This window comes from Streptomyces collinus, assembly GCF_031348265.1.
Classification (GTDB): domain Bacteria; phylum Actinomycetota; class Actinomycetes; order Streptomycetales; family Streptomycetaceae; genus Streptomyces; species Streptomyces collinus.
Map to the genome: position 1 here is coordinate 1,092,844 of NZ_CP133771.1, position 21,519 is coordinate 1,114,362.

Genomic DNA, 21,519 nt, shown 5'->3' on the forward strand with positions numbered 1-21,519 from the left:
AGCAGAGGGCCGCGGATGAGCAGCCCCCCGGGGTGCCGGGCGGCAGCGCGACGGACACGGTCAGCGCGATCCCGTGGGCTCGGCGAGGCGTCGGGCGGGCAAGGTGGCGGTGGGCATCGGGAGGCTGTCACGCGCGGTGCGGCGGAGGCATCGCACGTACTGCTCCCGCGGCATGGGGGTACCGCCGAGGTCGCGGACGTGCGGGCTGTCCCGCTGCGCGTCGAGCAACTCGCCGCCGGCCTGTGCGAAACGCGCGGCGAGATCGCTCACCGCCACCTTCGAGGCGCCGGGTCGCTGAAAGAACATCGAGTCCATGCTGAAGACCGATCCGATCCGGAGGCCGAAGACGCCGCCGACCAGATTGCCGTCCTCCCACACCTCGACGCTGTGAGCATGACCCAGCTCGTGCAGGTGGACCAGGGTTGCGATCAGCTCCTCGGTGAGCCACAGCGGGACACGGTCACCGCGGCATTCGCGGACGACCCGCTCGAACTCCTGGTTCAGGCTGGTCGACCACGACAGCCCGTTGCGCAGCCGCCGGGCGAGGCTGCGGCTGAGATGCGCGGCCGAGACGGGCAGCACCGGCCTGGGGTCGGGAGACCACCAGGAGACGGTGAAGGGATCGGCCGGCTCCTCCCCCACGAGCGGGATGCGGCCCTCCTGGACCTGATCGGCGAAGACCACCTCGTTGAGGGCACGGGTGTACTCGTCGGATGCCGGGAACGGATAGACCCCGGCGTGGTACGCCGCCAGGAGGGAGGCGGGACTGAGGTCGGCGGAGAAGGCCACCGGACCGTCGGGCGCCGCTTTCAGCACGTCCAGCGCCTCCCATCGAGGGCATCGGCTCACCACCGTGGCGCTCCCTGCCCCCGGTTCACCACCGGCCCTGCGTGCTCGGCCTGTTGCAGGAAGTCGATGAAGCGGTCCATCATCTGCGCGTCCACAGGCGGAATGCCGATCCCGGCGTCCACCAGTGCCCGCTCCGCGTTGTCGCGGGTGAACTCCGGGAAGACGCCCTGGAAGTACATCTCGCTCACGGTGATGTCGGCGCCGTGGCACAGGTCGACGAACAGCGGCACGAACGGTGTTATCGCGTCGGTGGGGTGCCCGGCCGCATACTTCACCAGAGCGGCGATCCACTCCGCGTACGGGATCTCCTGGACCGGATACCCCCGTTGGCGCATGCGCTCGGCCAGCGAACCGAGCAGTGCGGGACGGGGGTTGGTGAGGTGATAGACCTCGCCGCGCGGGCGACGGCGGGTGGAGATGTGTCCGATCGCGCGGACGAGGTGATCGGCCGGCAGGAAGTCCAGCGGCAGCCGGATGTCCGGGCACAGACCGGTCCGCGCGATGAAGCCGAAGAGGGCGGCCATCTCGCTGTTGGTGTTCATCACGCCGGTTCCAGTGCTGCCCGCGATGTCCATCAGACGGTAGACGGCGACCGGCAATCCCGCGTCGGATGCCTTCTTCAGCAGCGCCTCGGCGACCCACTTGGTCTCCACGTATCCCACCGACAGATGTTCCGGGAAGCCCAGCGGCGTACTCTCGGTCACCTCGCGCACCCCGGCCGGCCCGAATCCGGCGAGCACCGCCATGCTGGAGGCGAAGTGGACGGGGACGGCCCTGCCGGCGGCGAGGCGGATGATCTCGTATGTTCCGTCGACGTTGACCGAGCGCAACTCGTGATACGGGTAGATGAAGTTGACCTGGGCGCCGAAGTGGTAGACCGCGTCGATGGTCGATGCCAGTTCCTCGAACCGGCCGGGAGCCAGACTCAGTCCGGCCTTGCCCAGGTCGCCGACGACCGGCTGGACGCGCGTGCTGGACAGATCCTTGAGGACGTACCGCTGGTGGCTCGCGCGGATCATCTCCATGCCGTGCTGCTCGTCCGAGGCTCTGACCAGGCAGAGAATCCGGCCCGTCGTGCTGCGCAGCAACTCGTCGATCATGTGGGCGCCGCAGAATCCCGTCGCCCCGGTGAGCAGGACGTCGCCGGAGCGGTGGTGATCCGGAGCCGGCCCGTCCCGGCCCACCTCCGGAACGCGCCGAGCGGTCTCCGAGGCGAAGTCGACACTCAAACCGCCCGGGCGGGTCAATGTGCCGGCACGTGCCTGGCGCACGGACTCGGCGAACGCGGCGAGCATCGGCTGACGCAGCAGTGAACGGGTCAGGTCGCGGATCTGTGTGACGCCGATGCCGAATATGACGCGGGTCCGGGCGAGCATCTCCATGGCCAGCAGCGAATTGCCGCCCAGTTCGAAGAAGTCGTCGTGCGGACGGACGTAGTCCACACCCAGGATCTGGCCCCACAGCTGTGCCATCCCCTGCACCACCGGACGGTCGTCGGCGTCGGCCGTCGGCGGTGCGGCCCCGGATTCCGGTACGGCCTTGCGGTCGAGCTTTCCGCTGGGCGCGACGGGCAGCCGTTCCACCGCGTGGAAGGCCGCCGGGATCATGTAGCCCGGCAGGACCTCGCTGAGTGCCGACCGCAGCCGTACGGGCTGCACCGCCTCGCCGCCGGCCGGTGGCGAGGCGGGCGTGTAGTAGGCGATCAGGTCCCGGTCGCCGCTGTCACGCGTGCGGGCCACCACCATCGCCTGGCCGATCTCCGGACGGGAGACGAGCGCGGCCTCGATCTCCGCCGGGTCGACCCGGAACCCGCGGATCTTCATCTGGTCGTCGACCCGGCCCAGAACTTCCAGATTGCCGTCCGGGCGCCGGCGGCCCAGGTCCCCGGTGCGGTACATACGGTCTCCCGGCGCCCCGCCGTGCGGATCGGGCAGGAACTGCCGTGCGGTCAGGGCGGGTTGCCGCCAGACACCACGCGCCAGACCCTGCCCCCCGATGTAGATCTCGCCGCGCTCGCCCGGCTGCACCGGGCGCAGGTCGGCGTCGAGCACGTGGACGTGAGTCCCCTCCAGGGGCCGGCCGATGGGGGCGACGGCAGTATCCGGCGCGGCGAGCACTTCCTGATTCAGTTCGCAGAGCGTGGAGGTGATGGTGGTCTCGGTGAGCCCGTAGGCGTTGACGAGCCGCACGCCGGGGATCTTGCGCAGAACGGCGCGGCAGTCCTTCGCGGTGACGATCTCACCGCCGACGATGGTGAGCCTCAGCGACGCGAGCATCTCGCCGCGGTCCGCGACGGAGACGACCCGGTGCCAGTAGGCGGGGGGCAGGTCGGCGACGGTGATCCCGTACTCGGGCAGGCGGCGCAGCAGGTCGGTGGGCGCCCACGTCGGGGTTCCGGCGAGGATGAGCGTCGCGCCACTGATCAGCGTGGCGAAGATCTGCTCCAGTGAGGTGTCGAAGCCGAGCGCCGCGGCGTGCAGCACCCGGTCGGAGGGCGTCAGTTCGTAGGCCCGGACCACCGCCGTGAGGGAGTGGGCCAGCGACCGGTGGCTGATCATCACCCCCTTGGGCGGCCCGGTGGAACCGGAGGTGTAGATCACGTAGGCGAGGTCGTCCGGACCGGGGCCGGGTGCCGGCCGCGACGCCTCCGACGGCGCCTGCGCAGCCGGTTCCTCGGCCGCCTCGGCGTGGACGATCCGTGCCTCGCACCCGGCGAACATCGGGGCGTGCTCGCGGCTCGTGACGATGAGGCGTGAACCGGTCTCACCGACCAGTGCGACCATCCGTTGCGGCGGGGTCGCCGGGTCGAGCGGCAGGAACGCGCCTCCGGATCCCAGCACCGCCAGCAGGGCGACGATCAGCTCGGGCACGCGGTCCAGGCACACGGTGACGACGCACTCCGGGCCGACGCCCCGCTCCCGCAACCGATCGGCAAGCCGGTCGGCGCGACCGCTCAGCTCGGCGTAGCTGAGCCGGCCGTCGTCCGAGAGCACCGCGAGAGCGGACGGCTCACGCCGCGCCCGCTCCCGCACCAGCTCGGGCACGCTGCCCGGCCAGGCCTCCGCCGGCCGCTCGGCGCGGGCACTCGCGGGCCGCATATCGGTCCACAGGCGCTCGACCAGAGCCCCGCACGCCGAGTCGGACTGCGGTCCGCCGATCCGATGCCACCCTGCCGGAATCCGGCGGTCTGCGGGCCAGACCACGTACTGCTCTTCGTCGTTGCGCAACACGACGCACGGTGCAACCGACTCTGCCGTCCGAGGATCACGTTCCGTCACCTCGAGCCTCCTGCCTCGCGCGGCGTCCTGCGGAGCACGATCTGCGCTCCTGGCGGGAAGGGGCCGCCGCCGTCACTGCTTCCCTTCGGCGGGCCTCACAGGCATTTCGGCCAGGCGGCCGAGCGGCGGTGCGAGGACCAGTTGCCCCGCCTCCTCGGCACTGACCGGTTCTGCGAAAAGATAGCCCTGCGCCAACTGACAGCCCATGGAGATCAGCAACTCCTGCTGCCTCACGTTCTCCACCCCTTCGGCGATGACCGTGAGACCGAGCGTGTCCGCGAGATGTGCGATGCCCTCGACAAGGGCGTACTGTTCCGGCGATCGCCCGAGTTCGTCGACGAACGACTTGTCGATCTTGAGTATCGAGATGGGGAACTCACGCAGATAGCTCAGCGACGAGTAGCCCGTTCCGAAATCGTCGATCGCGATACGAATGCCGAGCTCTGTGAGCGCATTCATCTCGCCCAGAATACGCTCGTCGTTGTACATCAGCACACTCTCGGTCAGTTCGAGTACGAGAGAAGCCGGTTCGATGCCGGAGAGATCCAGTGCACGCCGGACCACGTTGTAGAAGTCGTCGTCCCGGAACTGACGCGGCGACACATTGACGCTGATGTAAGGCGGTTTGCGACCGGCCGTCCCGTCGCGCAGGACGGAGCCCTCCCACCGGACCGCCTCGGCCGCGGCCTGGTCGAGCACCCAGGCGCCGAGGGGGACGATCTGCCCGCTCTCCTCGGCGAGCGTGATGAACTGCTCCGGCAGCACCATGCCACGCGTGGAGTGGGGCCAGCGAACGAGCGCCTCGAAGCCGGCGACCTGACCACTGGCCAGCTCCACGATGGGCTGGTAAAGCACCAGGAACGACGTCTCGATCGACGAACTGTCCAGGGCCTCCTGCAAATTGGCGCGCTCGGCCATGCCGCTCTGCAGTTCCGGGTGGTAGCGGCGCCACTGGCGCTTGCCAGCCGTCTTCGCCGAGTAGAGGGCGAGATCGGCGTGTGTCAGTAGTTCGACCGAGTCGATGCTGTCCTCCGTCGTCGCCACGCCGATGCTGGCGTACGTGCTCATCGGACCCACACTGAGCCGGAACGGCTCGTCAAACACGGTCATCACGTGTTCGGTGAACCGCTCCACGCCCTCCGTCCCGACGGAGCCCTCCACCAGCAGGGCGAACTCGTCCCCGCCGATGCGTGCGGCGGTGTCGGAGGCACGGACGGTCGTCTGCAGCCGGAGTGACAGCGCGACCAGGAGTTCGTCGCCCACACCGTGGCCGTGCATGTCGTTGACGACCTTGAAGTCGTCCACGTCGATGAAGAGCACGCCGACCACCGTCCCGTCACGCTGAGCCTGCGCCAGGGCATGGTTGACCCGGTCCTGGAAGAGCACGCGGTTGGCCAGATTGGTGAGCGAGTCATGGAACGCCTGGTGGGTGAGTTCGCGTTCGAGTTTGCGCTGTTCGGTCACGTCCCGCAACGTGAGCACCACTCCACCGACGGTCGCCTCCTCCCGCAGGTCGCTCCACTTCAGCTCGACCTCGATGGACGACCGGTCGCCGCGGACCACGCGCCAGTGTTCGCGCGCGGTCTGCGGCTCGCCCCTGCGTATCCGGCCGAGCTTCTCGACCACCGCGCGACTGTCCTGTGGTGGCACCAGATCGACGAGGAGGGTGCCCTCCAGGTCCGGCAGGCCGAGGACCTGGTCGGCGGAGGGGCTGGCGTAACGGACGCGGTCGTCCTCGTCGAGGATCAGGATGACGTCCGAGGCGTTCTGCACCAGCGTGCGGAAGTACATCTCGCTGTTGCGCCGGTTGACCTCGTGGGCGAGGGTGACCCGTTCCGTGGCAAGTGCGGCCTGTGCGGCGAGAGTCACCAGCGTGTCGCGGAGCACGAGCAGGTCGTGCTCCGCCCCCGCCACGATCAGCACCCCGATCAGCGGATCGTCCGAGGGGTGACCCTGCGCGGTGAGCCGGCAGACCAGAGCGTGGTCGTTGCGGGGCGGCTCCACCTTGAGGTGGTCGACAAGGGCGGGCCCCACCCCGTCGAGGGCCACCAGGCGGTTCTCGCCGGACGCGATCAGTTCCCGTACGGCTGTGGTCGCCCGCGTGGCCAGGGGCCCACGCAGGACGCTGTGGGGCCCGTTCACCCAGAGTGTGCTGTCCGGCAGGGTGAGCAGCGCGGAACGAGGCGGGCCGACCGGCATCAGCTGCGTCACCGCGGAGTGGACTGCCGCGGCCACGTCCCGCAGCTCGCCCGCTCCGCCCAGCGACGACACCGCGTCGCGCAGCGCCTTCTCCCGGCCGACCGCCCGCCGGTGGGTCGCCACCACCCCCGCCAGGCGGTAGAGCACGAGGAGGAAGAGCACCGCGGAGAAGACCCCGATGACGCCGACGTTGGACCTCACGCCGCGCACCGCCTCCGTCAGGAGGATGGCGGGCGCGATGAGCGACGCCAGGGTGAGCAGGGCCAGCCGGCCCGTACCGGTCTCGGCTCGCCATGGCAGCGGCTGCGTCAGCAGGCGCATGGACGGATGGAGCGCGGCCAGCGCCCAGGCGCCGTACAGGAGGGCCCAGCCGAGTTCGACCGCGCTACCGGTGCGCCACGTTCCGTTCAGCTGGATCAGGCCGTACAGCACGTCGGCGGTGAGCAGGCCGACGGTGCCCACGGTGAGCAGCATGAGCGAGCGGCTCTTGCCGCCGCGGCCGACGAGCAGCCGCAGCAGCATCGCCAGGACAAGGATGTCGCCGAGCGGATAGGCGATGGCGAACGCCTTCTGCACCCAGGTGAGACCCTCGGCGCGGGCGTACGGATCGATGAGAAAGAGCCACGACAGCAGGGCCAGGCCGACGGTCAGCGTCAGTGCGTCGACGAGGCTCGCCCGGTCGCGCCAACTCGTGCGCCAGTGCACAAAGCCCAGCAGGCCTGCCGCATAGAGCGGATATGCCGCTAGATAGAAGCCGTCAGCGATCGACGGGAACGGGATCTCTTCGTTGAGCAACTGGATGAGAATGATCTGGGTGGCCTGGCCTGCGGCGAAGGCGAAATTCCCCGCGGCTAGAAGCAGCCAGGGGAGTCGATGCGCCGGATGGTTGAGAAAGACACCGAGGACGATACCGATGACGCCGGTCGCTCCAATGGCGACGAAGAGCAGCCGCTGTTCCGGATATACGTAGTAGAGCGCCGTCAGCACGACGATACATGAGCTGACAACGACCATCGCGGTCTGGCTTCGCAGTCGCGCGTTCATCCCAACCAACCTCCTGAGAGGACCACTTGTCGGGCGGGGTGAGCTGGGCGAACGGCACCGGTGCGGCGAAGAGGCCCGTGGGACCGTGCTGACGAAGGAGAATTCCCCGGCCCGGGCCGGGACTCGGCCCTGATCGCCTGTGAACACGTTTTCCGGTGAACATGGCCTCCGGTATACCCGCTCACCGTTATGCTGGCTACTTCTGCACCGGGGCATCGACGTGCCCTCATCCAGCTTACCGGGATTGCCCTTTCTCGCACTCTTGCAGCGAGATAAGGCGTCGCCTCGCGGAATAGCACGACATGCGCGAAAATGCAGGGCGCGGAGACCGGACCCGGTCCGGTTTCTGCGACGGCCGGCTCCTGACGGAAGGGTGCAGACCCGTCCCCGACTGCCGCAGAACCTCTCCTCCTTCGGGTAGTTGGCTCTTTTCCGCGGCGGCCGTCGTGTCGCGCCTTCCGATGTTCATGATCGGCAGCGCAGTCATGACGCTGTCACAGCTCGGCGGTCAGGCGCCCGAACTGGCCGTCATCCCTGGAGCCATGGCGCGGCGGCGGGGCGTACCCCGGCCGGCGGTCCGTCCGTCACGGCAGTGTCGGCGAAGAAGACACCCGCCCGGTGGTTCGAGCGCCGGGCTCAGCCGCCGCGCCGTACCCGGGCCGCCCTGCGGGCCTCCGCGAGCTTGCGGGCCTCGCTGCTCTTACGGGACGACCGGCCACCGGAGCCGCTCTTCGCGTCCTTGGTGCTGCCCAGGCCGCGGAACGGGGCGTTGTGGTTCTTGGGGCGCGATGCGGCCGGCCCGCCGTCGAGAGGCTCCCCTGAAGGGGCCCTGGCCCCGGTGATCCGGCTCAGCTCCGCCTCGCCGGACCGCACCTTACTGACTTTGGGAACAACTTCGGCGTCGGCCATGACCTGGCTCGTCTCACGGCGCTGCCCCGACAGGACGAGGGTCACGACTGTGCCGAAGCGCCCGGCCCGGGCCGTGCGGCCCGCGCGATGCAGATAGTCCTTCGGATCGGTGGCCGGGTCGACGTTGACCACGAGGTCGAGGTCGTCGACGTGCAGGCCGCGTGCGGCGACGTTCGTCGCCACCAGCGAGGTGACCTGCCCGTTCCTGAACTGGGCCAGGGTCCGGGTGCGCTGCGGCTGGGACTTCCCACTGTGCAGGGCGGCGGCGGCCACGCCGTTGGCCCGCAGGTGCCGCGTGAGCTGGTCGACGCCGTGCTTGGTGTCCAGGAACAGCAGCACGCGGCCGTCCCGGGCGGCGATCTCCGTCGTCACCGCGTACCGGTCCGGGCCGTGCACGACGAAGACGTGGTGCTCGATCGCGGACACCGCGCTGGACGAGGGGTCCACGGAGTGGACTGCGGGGTCGCGCAGGTAACGCTGCACCAGCTGGTCGACGTCGCGGTCGAGAGTGGCGGAGAACAGCATCCGCTGCCCGTCGGATCGCACCTGGTCCAGAATCCCGGTGACCTGCGGCAGGAACCCCATGTCACACATCTGGTCGGCCTCGTCCAAGACCGTGATGCGCACCCGTCCCAGCCGGCAGCCGTTGCGCTCGACGAGGTCGTGCAGCCGGCCGGGCGTGGCGACGACGATCTCGGCGCCGTCCCGCAGCGCGGTGGCCTGCCGTCCGATGGACACTCCGCCCACCACGGTCGCGAGCCGCAGTCCCAGCGCCTCGGCGTACGGGGTGAGCGCCTCACCCACCTGCTGCGCCAGCTCCCTGGTGGGCACCAGGACGAGCGCCAGCGGCTCTTTGGGCTGAGCACGCCGTCCGGCCGTCCGGGCTAGCATCCCCAGGCCGAAGGCGAGCGTCTTGCCGGAACCCGTGCGGCCCCGGCCCAGAACGTCCCTTCCTGCCAGCGCGTTCGGCAGCGCCGCCGCCTGAATGGGAAAGGGCACCGTCACACCGTGCTCGTCGAGCACCCTCAGAATCTCGGCCGGCAGCCCCAGATCTGCGAAGGACGCCCCCGTGGGCAGCGCCGAAGCAGCGCCCCCAGCCTCGGGCCCATGATCCTGCCGCCGGGCATCGGCACGTGCTGATTCACTCACAGAGAGCCTTCCTCCGAAGGGACCGTACCGAGGAAGGCGCGGCGGGGACGCGGTCACCGGCCATGGACGCCGAACGGAGCACCGACACAGCGACACTGCAAACAGGGAACCTTACCATGGGGCAAGGCGCCTGGTTCTCCCAGGGTCGTGCGTCATCGGCCACGGATCATCGGTCGCCGCCCGGTTCCACGCTCGGCAGCCACACCCGCATCGTCGAAGGCCCGCGGCTCGCCCAGGAGTGGTAGGGGACCAGGGCGATCCCCGTACGGTCGGCAGGCGCCGTGGCGGCGGCCGTGTCGAGCGGACGGTACGGCCAGGCGTCGTCGCGCTGTCCGTCGTCCGCGGTGATGTGCCCGGCGGATACCACCGTGCCGTCCGGCCCGTCCTCCGGCGGGGCGGAGGGGTCCACCAGGATCTCGTCGACGTCGTGTCCGTCCGGCAGGTCCACGGACTCGGCGCAGTACACCAGCGGTCCGCGCTGGACAGCCACCGTGCCCCGGACGGCGTCGACGCGCGGGTCGGCCGTGACCCCCCGCGGCCGTACGGGCAGTTCGAGCCGGATCTCCCACGGTCCACGGAAGGTCCGCCGCCGACCGGGTGATGCGCACGGTCACGGCTCCGCCGGACGGGTAGTCGGTACGGACGCGGAGCGCGATGCCGTGGCCGCCCCGGAGAGAGGTGGCGATCTCCATGTCGGCGTACTGGTGCAGTTGCACGCCGTGGTCGTAGGCCGTCGCCAGGTATGCAGGCAACTGGGCCAGCGTCCGCGCCACATTGGTCGGACAGCAGGACACGGCGTACCAGGGCGCGCGCAGGCTCGACTCGGCGCGCGGGCTCGCCGCGTCCAGGGCGGGCTCGGCGCCCCCCTGCCCGTGCCCTCGGGGGAGTTGCCATGATGCCGGGGCCTCAGCCCTGGCCGCGCCGGGAGCAGGCCGTCGTGCCCCTGACCGGTACGGGGATGTCGAGCACCGCGCCGGAGGCCGCCGTGGGGCTTTTCACCCCGTAGCGGGCGGTGGTCACGAAGACGCGGGTGTCACGAAAGAGGAGGGCGCCTGACGGACAACTGTCCGTCAGGCGCCTTACCGGTGCCGGAGGACCGGGCTAACGCCGGTGAGTTCCCAGGGTGATGACGCCCTTGGTGCCGGCGCCGGTCCTGTTGTCGTAGACGACGTCGCCGGTGGACTTCTTCCAGATCTTGATGCGGAAGGTGTCCGGGCCGTCGGTGGCGGTGACTCTGAAGGCGTAGCCGCTCTTGCCACCCACGGTGCCGGTGCCCTGGTAGACGGCCCGGGAGCCGTTCACCACGAGCCAGTCGGAGCCGGTGGAGCGGAAGGTGAGCTTGGCCGGGCCGAAGACGAACGTGGCCGTGCCGGTGGGGACGGTGGCTCCCTTCCGGTACTGGGCGGCCAAGGTGAACGCCGCCTTCCCGGTCAGCCCCGGCCCGGCCGGGTAGGCACCGGCCGGCGAGGTGATCGTGCCGGCGCCGGCCACGGGTCCGGCCGCCCGGTCGTACACGATCAGTTCCGGGAGTGTGGTGGTGTCCGTGCCGCGGTCGTCGTCGGTGACCGTGACGACCGGGCGGTGGATGCCCGCGTCGTCGTAGACGTGTGCGGCCCGGCAGCCGGAGTCGGTGACCGTGCCGGTCGTCGGCCGGCTGCCGTCCTTCCAGTCGACCTCGCAGGTGTGGCGGTCGCTCGTGCCGGGGTCGTCGAAGGAGGCGGTGACGACGGCGGACTTGCCCACCGGGAGGGGCGAGCCGGGGCCCTTGGCGGAGGTGATCGACGGGGCTGCGTTGGAGACCTCGACGCTCGCGGTGTCACTGCCGCGCCCGCCGGTCAGGGTGACCTGGAAGGTGCCGTCGTCGGTGCAGGTGAGGGTCGTGCGGGCCGCGGCGGGGTCCTCGACCGCGCACGGGGCGCCGTCCTGGACGGTCCACTTCGGGGTGCCCGCCCCGGAGACGGTGCCGGCGAGGGTGATCGCCGCGCCCTCGGTGCCGGTGGCGTCCGGCCCGGCGTGGACGACGGTGACCGGGTCGATGCCGCCGAGGGTCGGGACGACCTTCTCGATCAGGCCGTCGGAGCCGAACTCCAGCTTGTCGACGGTGGTTTCGCGGTGGGTGCCGTCACCGCCGGGGATGGCGAAGCGGTGGTAGGCGATGTACCAGTCGTCGGTGCCCGGGACGTGGACCACGGAGTGGTGGCCCGGGCCCTTGATGCCCAGGGACAGGTCCTTCTCCAGGATCACGCCCTGCTTGGTCCACGGGCCGGTGGGCGAGGGGCCGGTCGCGTAGGCGACGCGGTAGTTCTCGTCCCGGGTGTCGTTCTCCGACCACATGAAGTAGTAGGTGCCCTTGCGCTTGATGACGAAGGTGCCCTCGTTGTAGCCGCTCGGGGTGATGTCCTTGACCTGCGCGGTGTCGATGGAGGTCATGTCGTCGCCCAGCGGGACGACGTAGGCGCGGCCGTTGCCCCAGTAGAGGTACTGCTTGCCGTCGTCGTCGGTGAAGACCGCCGGGTCGATCATCTGGCCGCGGAAGTCACCGGCCTTGAGCAGCGGCTTGCCCAGGGCGTCCTTGAACGGCCCGGTGGGCGAGTCGGAGACGGCCACGCCGATGTTGGCGTCGGCGCAGAAGTAGAAGTAGTACTTGCCGTCCTTCTCGGTCATGGCCGGTGCCCAGGCCCTGCTGTCCGCCCAGCCGACGTCCGGCCCCAGGTCGAGGATGACGCCGTGGTCCTTCCAGTGGACCAGGTCCTTGGAGGAGTAGGCCTTGAACTGCGTGCCGCTCCAGCCCTCGAAGCCGTCGGTCGTCGGGTAGATGTAGAAGGTGTCGCCGAAGCGCACGATGTTCGGGTCGGCGTTCAGGCCCGGCAGGACCGGGGTCTTCATGATCAGCGCCGAGACCTTCCAGGTCCGCTTCTTGCCGTCCGACCCGGTGACCTCGTACGTCACCGGCTTGGTGAAGTCGCGCACGCTGCCGGAGGCGGGGCTGATCGTCGCACCCTCGGCGAGGGTGAACTCCGGTGCCAGGGCGGTGAGATCGGTGCCCGCCTTCATGGGCAGGGTGATCGTGCCGACCGCGTTGTCGACGAGCGCGTCGACCTTGAGCGCCGGGTGCGTCGCCTTGGCGATGCCCGCGGTGTTGCCGCTGAGCCGCATGACCTCGGTGCCCGTGAGGGCACGGTCGTAGATGCGGAAGTCGTCGACCTCGCCGCCGAAGTAGGGGTCGGCCTCGTACAGGGAGCGGCCGATGTAGCCGCTGTAGTCCTTGGCCGCGCTGTACAGCTCGGACGGTTTGATGGTGGTCGTGGTGCGGGCCGCCTCGATGCCGTCGGCGTAGAGGACCATCGTGCCGGTGGCGCCGTCCAGCGTCACCGTGACGTGCCGCCACTGTCCGGGCGTGAGCTGCGAGCCGGCCGTGAGCTTCGACTCCGCCGACCAACTGGCCTTGGTGATGGCCGAGTAGAGGCTGGAACCGCCGTTGGACGGAGTGGCGAACAGGTACTTGTCGCTGTCGGGTCCGAGCCCGAACAGCCACTGGAAGCTGCTGCCGCCCTTCCACTTGGCGTACGTCGACACCGTCACGCTGCCGGCGTTCTTCAGCACACCGTTCGGGATCTTCACGTACGGCGAGCCCGAGCCGCCGGACATCTTGAACGAGCCGCCGTCGACACCGGTGCCGAAGTCGGGCGTGCGCACATAGGTGCCGTGGTAGCCGTGCCCGCTGGAGTCACGGGCGATGCTGCCGCCCGTCTCGTCGAAGTCGTAGTGCAGGAGCAGGCCGGCCGGGAGGTCCGGTCCCTCCTCGGACACGGTGACCTCGGCCCGGACCGGGATCGCGGCGCCGCCGGGCAGGCTGCCGGTGACGGTGAAGGTGCCGGGCTGGGCGTACTTCGACGCCGGGACGTCCTCCCAGTCGACGGAGACGGGCCGCTTGGCGCCGTCGGCGTACTCGGCGATCACCGTGGCCGGCAGGACCGGGGCGTCACCGACCCGGGTCTTCACCGACACGTCCTCGACGCTCTTCACGATCTGGTCGGGCTGGTAGGCGCGCAGCAGACGGTCGTACTCGGCCTGGGTCACCGGCAGCACGGTGCCGTGGCGGGGCTTGGCGGGAAGGTCGTAGCCGGTGGAGGGGGTCCAGGTGCCGGAATCGAGGTCGGTCGTCTCGAACGGGATGTATCCGCGGCCGCCGAACTCGTCGAGGAACGCGTACCACTTCTCCTCGGTGTTGGACTTGAACACCAGCGGTCCCTCGGCGGCGTTCATCGCACCCTTGCCGATGCCCTCGGCGACCGGGGTCCAGGACGGGTCGAGGATCGAGTCGCTCTTCTCCTGGAAGATGAACTTGCTGTTGGGGGTGGAGGAGGTGTTGTTCCGCTCGTCCTTGGAGAGGCGGTAGTACGTGCCGTCGTGGCGGATCATCGTGGAGTCGATGACCGAGTAGCCGCGGTCGATCCAGACCTTGGGCTCGCTGAAGGTGTAGAAGTCGCGGGTGGTGGCGTACATCATGCGGTTGTACGTGTCGCCGGAGTGGTCGGCGTTGTCGTACAGCTTCGACGCCCAGAAGACGACGTACTCGCCGCGCTCGGCGTCGTAGAAGGCTTCCGGCGCCCAGGTGTTGCCGGCGCTGTCGGGCGATACCTTGACCAGGCGCTGGTTGGTCCAGTGCACCAGGTCGGTGGACTCCCAGACCATGATGGACTTGCTGCCGGTGCGCTGGGATGCGTCCCAGTCGCCGTTGCCGTAGATCCTCAGGTCGGTGGCGATCTGGTAGAACTTGTCGCCCTCCGGGGAGCGGATGATGAAGGGGTCGCGCAGGCCCTTCTCGCCCAGCGTGGAGGTGAGGACCGGCTTGCCGTCGTTCAGTTCGCGCCAGTGCAGCGGGTCGTCGCCCTTGCTGAGGGCGGCGTAGAGCTGTTCGCCGTCGGAGGTGCCCTCACCGGTGAAGTAGCTGAACATGTAGCCCTTGAGGGCCGCGTCGGCGGGCAGTTCGGGCACCCTGGCCGTCAGGACGCGGGTCGCCTTCGCCTCGCCCTTGGTGACGGTGGCGGTCAGCTCGACGGTGGTGGCGCCGTCGCCGTGCGCGGGGCGGTGGACCTCGCCGTCGGCGGAGACGACGTCCGGCTTCGCGGAGGACCAGGTGACGGTCGTGGCGTACTTGCCGGTGCTCGGGAGGGTGAGGTTGCCGCGGGCGTCGTCGAGGTTGTGGACCGTGAGCGCCTCGGCGGCCTCCCGGGTGGCGGCCGCGTCGTCGAGGGCGGGCCGGACCGTGACGTCGAAGGTCTTGGTGCCGGTCACGGTGCCCTTCTTCAGGGTCGCCGTGAGGGTGGCGCGGCCGTCGGGTGAGCCGGCCTCGGGGCGGGTCACCTTGCCGGTGTCCGAGACGACGGACGGGTTGTCGCTGTCCCAGGTGATGGCGGAGCCGCCGGCCGGGCCGGTCTTCGGCAGGTCCAGGTCGGAGGTGACGCCGCTGGTGTCACCGAGGCTGAGGGCGTCCTTGTCGTCGGCGACGCCCTGCGTGGCGACGGGGAGGGAGAGCTGCTCGGCCTCGGAGCCGTCCAGGGCCCTGTCGTACACCCGGAAGTCGCGTATCCGGCCCTTGAAGAGTTTGTCGCCGTCGTAGACGGACTTGCCGATGTAGTTGGCCTTGGTGGTGCCGGAGCCGATGCCGCCGGGCGTGGTGGTGACGGAGGTGTTGCGGCCGACCTCGACGCCGTCCTCGTAGAGCACGCCCGTGGAGCCGCTCTGGGCGTAGGTGATGTGCTTCCACACTCCGCGGGTCAGGTTGTGGGAGTCCGACGGCTTGGTGGTCTGCTCGGTCGACCAGTTGCCCGTCGCGACGGAGGTGCGGAAGGAGTTGCCGGTGGTGAACAGGTAGCCGTTGCCGTTGCCCGCGCTGGTGTTGCCGAAGCCGTAGAGGAAGTAGGGCGTGCTCTGGGTGGGGTCGATCAGTACGTCCATGGAGACGGTGATCGCGTCCATGCCCTTCATGACGTCGTCCGGCACCTTGATGTAGGTGTCCGACCCGTTGAAGGCGAGCCCCTGACCGGATGCCGACCAGTCGGCGGTGCCGCTGACCGTGCCGTTGCGGCCGTTGCCGGAGGCGTCGGTCACGGTGCCGCCCGAGGGCGCGTCGAGCTTGTACCAGAGGGCCAGGCCGTCGGTGATGTCCGCAGCTTCGGCCGCCGAAGCCGCCGGGGCCGTCGGGGCCGCGTGTGCGGAAGCGGTGGGTCCGGCGAGGGTGAGCAGCATCGACGCGGCGGTCAGTCCGGCGAGATGGCCCGCCCGGCGTCTCGCGCGGCTGCGAAGTCGTGCGACGTGCGTCATGTGGAGGTTCCCTGCTGAGGCATGGCTGATGACGGACAAGGCAGCGGTACGGAAAAGGGGGGAGCCGACGAGGCGACGGCAAGTCCTTGCCGTGGGCCTGCCGTTACACGCAGGTGACGTGTGTTGCGAGAGTTTCAGTCGGTACCCGGGCCAGCGTCAAGAGGTTTCGAACAATGTCCGACAGGCCGAACAGCCCCGTCCGACTCGTGGCGGTTCACCGGGCCAACCGGTGCCCCCGTCCGGCTCGTGGCGGTTCACCGGGCCGGACGGGTCGGTTCAGCCCTCCTCGCCCCTCGTGGCCACAACGGCCCAGGTGCGGTGCGGGACTTGGATCACCTCACCGGGGAAGCGGTCGCCCAGCACCCGGCCGAGGGCCTCGTCGAAGCGTTCCACCTCGTCCGGCGGCAGGCTCGCCCCCACCCCGGCACTGGCCCGGATCCGCCCCCGCCACGCCTCCGGCGGGTAGGGCACGGCCAGGTCGAAGGAGAAGGTCTCGATGCCGGTGAAGCCCGCGGTGGCCAGGTCGGTCAGCCAGCGCGGATACAGACCGGTGCCGCCGCCCAGGGTCCAGGCCGGATTGAAGGAGAGGATCAGCTCCTCGGTCGCCTCGACCACGTTGCCCGGCAGGGGCAGCCAGTCGAAGTGGGCGACGACCACCCGCCCGCCCGGCCGCAACAGCCGCCGTATCTCCGCCGTGGCCCTCGGCGCGTCGAACCAGTGCCAGCACTGGCCGGCCGCCACCACGTCGTACGAGCCGTCCGGCAGCCCCGTCGACTCCGCCGTGCCCACGCGGTAGCCGGTCTCCACCCCGGCCTCCCGGTCGAGCTCCCGGGCCTGCTCGAGCAGCGGCGCTGCCGGGTCGAGGCCGGTCACCCGCGCCCCTGCCTGCGCGAGCAGCCGGGCCAGGGCGCCGGTGCCGGTCCCGAGGTCGAGTACGTCCTTGCCGGGAAAGGCGATGCCGTGCCGGTACAGGTGAGTGACGATCTGGGGTGGGAATCCGGCGCGGTGGCGGCCGTAGTCCTGCGCGGTGAGTCCGAAGTCAGGCCGGAACGTGCTGGTCATGGCGGGTCTCCATTCCCCTGGCTGGTCGTGGTTCCAGGATCCGGCATCGATCAGGACCGGGAACCCGGTTCTCCGGACCGAAACCGGGGTTTTGACCACCGCCCGGGCGACGCGGTGTCCCCCGGCTGTGTCGAGCGGCCGACGCGGAGGGGTTCAGCCATGCTGGGGCAGGTGGCACCCCTCCCCCACGACAAGGAGCCCCGCATGCCCACGGATTCCCTCGCACGATTCCTGGCGGCTCTCGACCCGGAGCACCGCGAAGCGATCGGGACCAGGCCGCGTCAGGAGCAGGAACGGCTCGCGGCTGCCTGGGAACGGGAGCTGGAAGCGGACGACGAACTCGACACCCTCGACGAGCTCTCGCCCCCGGCGGCAGAGGCCGAAGCGGCCCGCCGCGTGCTGGACCGCGAGACCGGCTGAGGCGCGCTGGAGGCAGAACCTCTCAGCGCCCCGCCACCGCCCCACCACCGCTTCGAGACTGCCGCAGGGCCGTCGTGCTACCGCCGGGCAGCGGGATTGTCCGTGATCGGTAACAGGCGGATCCGCCGGCCGCCGTCCGCCCTCTTGCCGTATGCACGGGCTCCACGGCGACGGCGAAGGAACAGAAGACATGGTGGGAAGCGGCGGACGGGGATGGTACGCAAAGGTGCTGGCAGCGGCGCTCGGGGTGACCGCGGTGGCCGGCCTGACCTCGTTCTGGAACGCGCAACTCGGTTCCGGCGAGGGCCGGCCCGACCGGGGCGTCGCGGCGCCCCCCGCCCCGTCGCAGGGCCGGAAGGCGGCGCCCGTGCCGGCGGGCATCGTGCACGCCTCGGACGCCGGTGCCCGGGGCGTCAACATCACCATCGACGACGGACCCGACCCCGTCTGGACACCTGAAGTGCTCCAGGTGCTGCGGGACAACGGTGTGAAGGCCACGTTCTGCATGGTGGGTACGCAGGCTCGCGCCCACCCCGACCTGGTCAAGGCGGTCGTGGCAGCCGGGCACCGGCTCTGCGACCACACGGTCTCGCACGACGTCACCATGGATCACAAGTCCAAGGGCTACCAGTCGGAGCAGATCAGGGACGCCGAGCGCATGATCACCAAGGCATCCGGAGGCGTCCGCCCGCTGTACTACCGGGCTCCCGGAGGGGCCTTCACTCCCTCCAGCCGTCACCTCGCCGCGTCCCGCGGCATGCGCCCACTCGGCTGGAACGTCGACTCCAAGGACTTCGAGCGCCCCGGCACGAACGCCATCGTCGCCACCGTCAAGAACGAGATCTCCAACGGCCCGACCCTCCTCTTCCACGACGCGGGAGGAGACCGCTCGCAGACCGTCGCCGCCCTGCGGGAGCTCCTGCCGTGGCTGAAGGAGCAGGGGTACTCCTTCGGTTTCCCGGTGCGCTGACGTCCGAGCTCGGGCACGCCCCAAGTCTGGCGCGGGCGTGTCGCGGAAACCCGCCGGGCCGCTCCACCGGCCGGTACCGGCCTTCGAGGGAATTCCGGGCCCGCCCGGCGGCTCGCCTGCCCCGTGGTGGTACGGGCATGAGATGTCGACGCCCCCCGATCCATCCGCCTCGGCGCTGCCGCGCCTGAACGACGCCGAGTCGCGCGTACCGGGCGTGCTGCGGACCGCGGCCGCGTACGCGTGGCGGCTGATCGCGGTGGGCGTCGTCGTCCGGGTCGCCTTCTCCGTGCTCGGGCAGTTCCACCGGATCGCTGTCGCCGTCTTCCTCGGTCTCGTCATCACCGCCGTGCTCCGCCCGGTGGCCGGTCTGCTGGCCCGGTTCATGCCCCGGCCGCTCGCCGTCGCCGCGGCGCTCATCGGCGGCATCGTCCTCGTCCTCGGGGCGCTGGCCCTGGTCGGTGAGACCGTGGCGGACCAGCGGACCGGGCTGGAGAAGGAGTTCGTGGCGGGGATCGACCGGATCGAGCGACGGCTGGAGGAACCTCCCTTCCGGCTGCCCGCGGACGCGTTCGACGATCTCCAGTCCCGGATCGGCAAGCTCCTGTCGGACCACCGCTCCACCATCATCAGCACGGCGGTCAGCGGCGCCAGCCGGCTGGTCGAGGTGCTGACCGTGCTCGCGCTGGCCCTGTTCTGCGCGGTCTTCTTCACGCACTCCGGCGACAAGCAGTGGCAGTGGCTGTGCGACCAGCTCCCCGACCGTGCCCGGCAGCGGTTCGCGGTCGGGGCCGGGGCGGCCTGGCGGACCTTCACCGGTTACACGCACGGCATCCTGCTGGTGGCGGCGACCAACGCGGTCCTCGTGGGCATCGCGCTGTTCGCCCTCGGGGTGCCGCTGGCCGTGCCGCTGGCCCTGCTGGAGTTCCTGGCGGCGTTCATCCCGCTGATCGGCTCGCCCATCGCCCTGGCGGTCGCCGCCGTGGTCGCCCTGGCGTCGAAGGGGCCGCTCGTCGCCCTGGTGGTCGTGGCCCTGATCGTGGTCATCGGCCAGATCGAGGGCCACCTCCTGCACCCGATCGTGATGAGCTGGGCCGTCCGGCTGCACCCGGTGGTGGTCGCCCTGGCGGTGGTCGGCGGGGCGGTGGCGGCGGGGGTGATCGGTGCGGTGGTGGCCGTACCGCTGGTGGCTGTTGTGTGGTCCGTGTACCAGGCGCTGCGGGGCGGTACGGGCGGTCCGGCCCGGGGCGCAGCTCCGGCGGACTGAGCCGGCGCGGTCCCGGCCTCGGTCCGGCTTCCCCCATAGCCCCTGTTCTCAGGGGAGTTGCGCCTCAAGCCACGTCAGGACGTCCGGTGTCACGGGGTCGGTGATGCCGGCGAACCCGTCATGGCGCTTGAGGTACGACGCGACGTACGGGCAGACCGGCACGATCCGCTTGCCCGACGCGCGCACGTCGGTGAGCGCCTGCCGGACCAGCTCCGCGGCCAGGCCCCGGCCGGCGAAGGCGTCGTCGATCTCCGTGTGGAAGAAGACGCGCTGCTCCCCGCGGTCGCGGTAGGCCGTCAGCCCGGCGCGGTGTCCGTCGACGAGGATCGCGTACAGCTGCTCGGTGTCCGACCGCTGGACGGAGGGAACGGCGGAGGACTGGCTCATCGGGTGCCTTTCAGGTGGCCTGGCAGGGGTGTCGGGGCGGCGTGGGTTCCCGAACCGTCGGGAACTCAGCGGCGGGCGGGGTTCCCGCGTGGTGTGATGACGGCGTTCGGCAGGGCGGGTGCGGGCAGGCGGCGTCCGGGGTGCCCTTCGACGGCGCCGAAGCGGTCGGAGCCGGCCTGCCAGTCCTCCCGGGCCCGGACGATGTCCTCGTGGCTGCGGCCGATGAAGTTCCACCACATGACGATCTCCTCCTCGAAGGGAGGGCCGCCGAGCAGGACGGTGCGCGCGGGCGCGCCGGACTCGTTGGCCACCGTCAGGGTGTCGGTGCCGCAGGGGACGTAGCCCAGTTCCGCCGGGTGCAGCGGGGTGCCGATGAGGCGCACGTCCCCGCTGTCCACGAGGAGGCCGTGCTCGAAGGCGGTGTCCACGGCGAGGGTGACCGTGGCGTGCGGTTCGAGGACGATCTCGGCGCCGAGCAGGGGGGTGAACGTCCGCACCGGTGAGGTGCTGCCGGCGAGGGAGCCGAGGAAGACCTTGATCTCGGCGCCGTCGGCCCGCACGGGCCGCGGGACGTGGTGCTGGAAGTCGCGGGCGGCGTTCCGGTGCTCCTCGGGCAGTGCCACCCACAGCTGGACGCCGTGGATGACGGTGGTGCGCGGGGTGGAGACCTCAGAGTGGGCGATGCCGTACCCGCCGGTCATGAGGTTCATCTCGCCGGGCCGGACCAGGGCGTGGGTGCCGAGGGAGTCGCGGTGTTCGATCTCCCCGCTGAACAGCCAGCTCACCGTCTGCAGGCCGGTGTGCGGATGCGGGGGCACGTCCATGCCCGTCCCACCGGCGTCGACCGGGCCGTAGTGATCGGCGAAGCACCAGGCCCCGATCAGTGTCCTGGCCCGTTGCGGCAGTGTCCGGCGCACGAGCAGGGCCCGCGGTCCGCCCAGGGGCACTTCGCGCGCCGACAGCACATCGACCCGGGGTGCCGTGGCCGGACGGTCGCCGTCGACGGCCGTCCCGCACCTCAGCGCGACCGGGTCGGTTTCGACATTGCTCACCGGGACCACCTCTCACCACTCTAGTTGTCACATCAACTATGATGTCATGGAGGCAGACGGACGGCCAGAGCGCAGGGAGTTGTGGAGTGAGCGACGGAACCACCGGTCCGGCGTCCCGGAGGATCTTCATCGACAAGCAGAGCCCCAAGGCCTTCCACTCCCTGGTGCAGACCTCGGAGGCGGTCCGGGCAACGGCCGCCGAGGCGGGGCTCGACCGGACGACGGTCGAACTGATCAACCTTCGCGTCTCCCAGCTGAACGGCTGCGCCTACTGCCTCGACCTGCACACCAGGAAGGCCCTGCGCGCGGGCGAGTCGTCGCAGCGCCTGGCCGTGCTGCCGGCCTGGCGGGACACCGAGGTGTTCACCCCCGTCGAGCGCGCGGCGCTCGAACTCGCGGAGGCGACGAACGATCCGGGGGACACCGCCGCGCAGACGGACGCCTGCCCGGCGGCCCGCCAGGTCCTGACCGAGGACCAGATCTCCGCCGCGATCTGGGTGGCGATCACCATCGGCGCGTTCAACCGCGTGTCGATCCTGAGCCGGCATCCGGTGCGGCCGCACGCGACGGACCAGCCGTGAACGCACCGAGGGCAGTGCACCGGGGGCA

The 21,519-nt window shown here is 70.4% G+C and carries 13 protein-coding genes; 4 read left to right on the forward strand and 9 right to left on the reverse strand.

Translation table 11 applies throughout. The features are described from left to right. Positions 1-60: 60 nt before the first annotated feature. The 7 genes from RFN52_RS04845 to RFN52_RS04880 form a co-directional block, all read right to left on the reverse strand. A complete protein-coding gene (locus tag RFN52_RS04845; protein WP_311240893.1) occupies positions 61-816 on the reverse strand; it encodes a leucyl/phenylalanyl-tRNA--protein transferase in 756 nt (251 codons plus the stop codon). A 29-nt stretch (positions 817-845) separates the two neighbouring features. Continuing rightward, complete coding sequence (locus tag RFN52_RS04850; protein WP_184842816.1) at positions 846-4,076, reverse strand: amino acid adenylation domain-containing protein; 3,231 nt, start codon at positions 4,074-4,076, stop codon at positions 846-848. A 123-nt stretch (positions 4,077-4,199) separates the two neighbouring features. Continuing rightward, positions 4,200-7,517, reverse strand: a complete 3,318-nt coding sequence (locus RFN52_RS04855; protein ID WP_184842819.1) for a putative bifunctional diguanylate cyclase/phosphodiesterase — start codon at positions 7,515-7,517, stop codon at positions 4,200-4,202. A 489-nt stretch (positions 7,518-8,006) separates the two neighbouring features. Further along, on the reverse strand, positions 8,007-9,428 hold the full coding sequence (locus RFN52_RS04860) for a DEAD/DEAH box helicase (RefSeq protein WP_184842822.1): 1,422 nt from the start codon (positions 9,426-9,428) through the stop codon (positions 8,007-8,009). A gap of 166 nt (positions 9,429-9,594) precedes the next feature. Beyond that, positions 9,595-9,918: a hypothetical protein gene (locus tag RFN52_RS04865; protein WP_311241267.1), complete on the reverse strand. Its 324-nt coding sequence runs from the start codon at positions 9,916-9,918 to the stop codon at positions 9,595-9,597. Positions 9,919-10,529: 611 nt separating this feature from the next. After that, positions 10,530-15,755: a family 43 glycosylhydrolase gene (locus tag RFN52_RS04875; protein WP_184842826.1), complete on the reverse strand. Its 5,226-nt coding sequence runs from the start codon at positions 15,753-15,755 to the stop codon at positions 10,530-10,532. 276 nt (positions 15,756-16,031) lie between these two features. After that, complete coding sequence (locus tag RFN52_RS04880; RefSeq protein WP_184842829.1) at positions 16,032-16,817, reverse strand: class I SAM-dependent methyltransferase; 786 nt, start codon at positions 16,815-16,817, stop codon at positions 16,032-16,034. A 204-nt stretch (positions 16,818-17,021) separates the two neighbouring features. Here RFN52_RS04880 and RFN52_RS04885 point away from each other — a divergent pair, with 204 nt between their 5' ends. The 3 genes from RFN52_RS04885 to RFN52_RS04895 all read left to right on the forward strand — a co-directional run bounded on the left by RFN52_RS04885 (position 17,022) and on the right by RFN52_RS04895 (position 19,471). Next, positions 17,022-17,237, forward strand: a complete 216-nt coding sequence (locus RFN52_RS04885; protein WP_184842832.1) for a hypothetical protein — start codon at positions 17,022-17,024, stop codon at positions 17,235-17,237. A gap of 190 nt (positions 17,238-17,427) precedes the next feature. Further along, positions 17,428-18,207, forward strand: a complete 780-nt coding sequence (locus tag RFN52_RS04890; RefSeq protein WP_184842835.1) for a polysaccharide deacetylase family protein — start codon at positions 17,428-17,430, stop codon at positions 18,205-18,207. A 142-nt stretch (positions 18,208-18,349) separates the two neighbouring features. Beyond that, positions 18,350-19,471, forward strand: coding sequence for an AI-2E family transporter (locus RFN52_RS04895; RefSeq protein WP_229856856.1), 1,122 nt, complete (start codon positions 18,350-18,352; stop codon positions 19,469-19,471). Between the two features lie 48 nt (positions 19,472-19,519). Here RFN52_RS04895 and RFN52_RS04900 read toward each other — a convergent pair whose 3' ends face one another. Both RFN52_RS04900 and RFN52_RS04905 read right to left on the reverse strand, forming a co-directional pair. Continuing rightward, positions 19,520-19,858 (reverse strand): GNAT family N-acetyltransferase, encoded by a 339-nt coding sequence (locus RFN52_RS04900; protein WP_184842837.1) that lies wholly within the window; start codon positions 19,856-19,858, stop codon positions 19,520-19,522. Between the two features lie 65 nt (positions 19,859-19,923). Next, entirely contained in the window at positions 19,924-20,910 is a 987-nt protein-coding gene (locus RFN52_RS04905; RefSeq protein WP_184842840.1) for a pirin family protein, read from the reverse strand. A gap of 86 nt (positions 20,911-20,996) precedes the next feature. Between RFN52_RS04905 and RFN52_RS04910 the strand changes: the two genes are divergently transcribed. After that, positions 20,997-21,491, forward strand: a complete 495-nt coding sequence (locus RFN52_RS04910) for a carboxymuconolactone decarboxylase family protein (RefSeq protein ID WP_311240895.1) — start codon at positions 20,997-20,999, stop codon at positions 21,489-21,491. Positions 21,492-21,519 lie beyond the last annotated feature (28 nt).

What these genes read in the sequence shown, in the direction of transcription:
- RFN52_RS04885 (WP_184842832.1), top strand. Translation starts at nt 17,022, where the DNA reads ATGCCCACGGATTCCCTCGCACGATTCCTGGCGGCTCTCGACCCGGAG.
- RFN52_RS04895 (WP_229856856.1), top strand. Translation starts at nt 18,350, where the DNA reads ATGTCGACGCCCCCCGATCCATCCGCCTCGGCGCTGCCGCGCCTGAAC.
- RFN52_RS04875 (WP_184842826.1), bottom strand. Translation starts at nt 15,755, where the DNA reads ATGACGCACGTCGCACGACTTCGCAGCCGCGCGAGACGCCGGGCGGGC.
- RFN52_RS04880 (WP_184842829.1), bottom strand. Translation starts at nt 16,817, where the DNA reads ATGACCAGCACGTTCCGGCCTGACTTCGGACTCACCGCGCAGGACTAC.
- RFN52_RS04900 (WP_184842837.1), bottom strand. Translation starts at nt 19,858, where the DNA reads ATGAGCCAGTCCTCCGCCGTTCCCTCCGTCCAGCGGTCGGACACCGAG.
- RFN52_RS04890 (WP_184842835.1), top strand. Translation starts at nt 17,428, where the DNA reads ATGGTGGGAAGCGGCGGACGGGGATGGTACGCAAAGGTGCTGGCAGCG.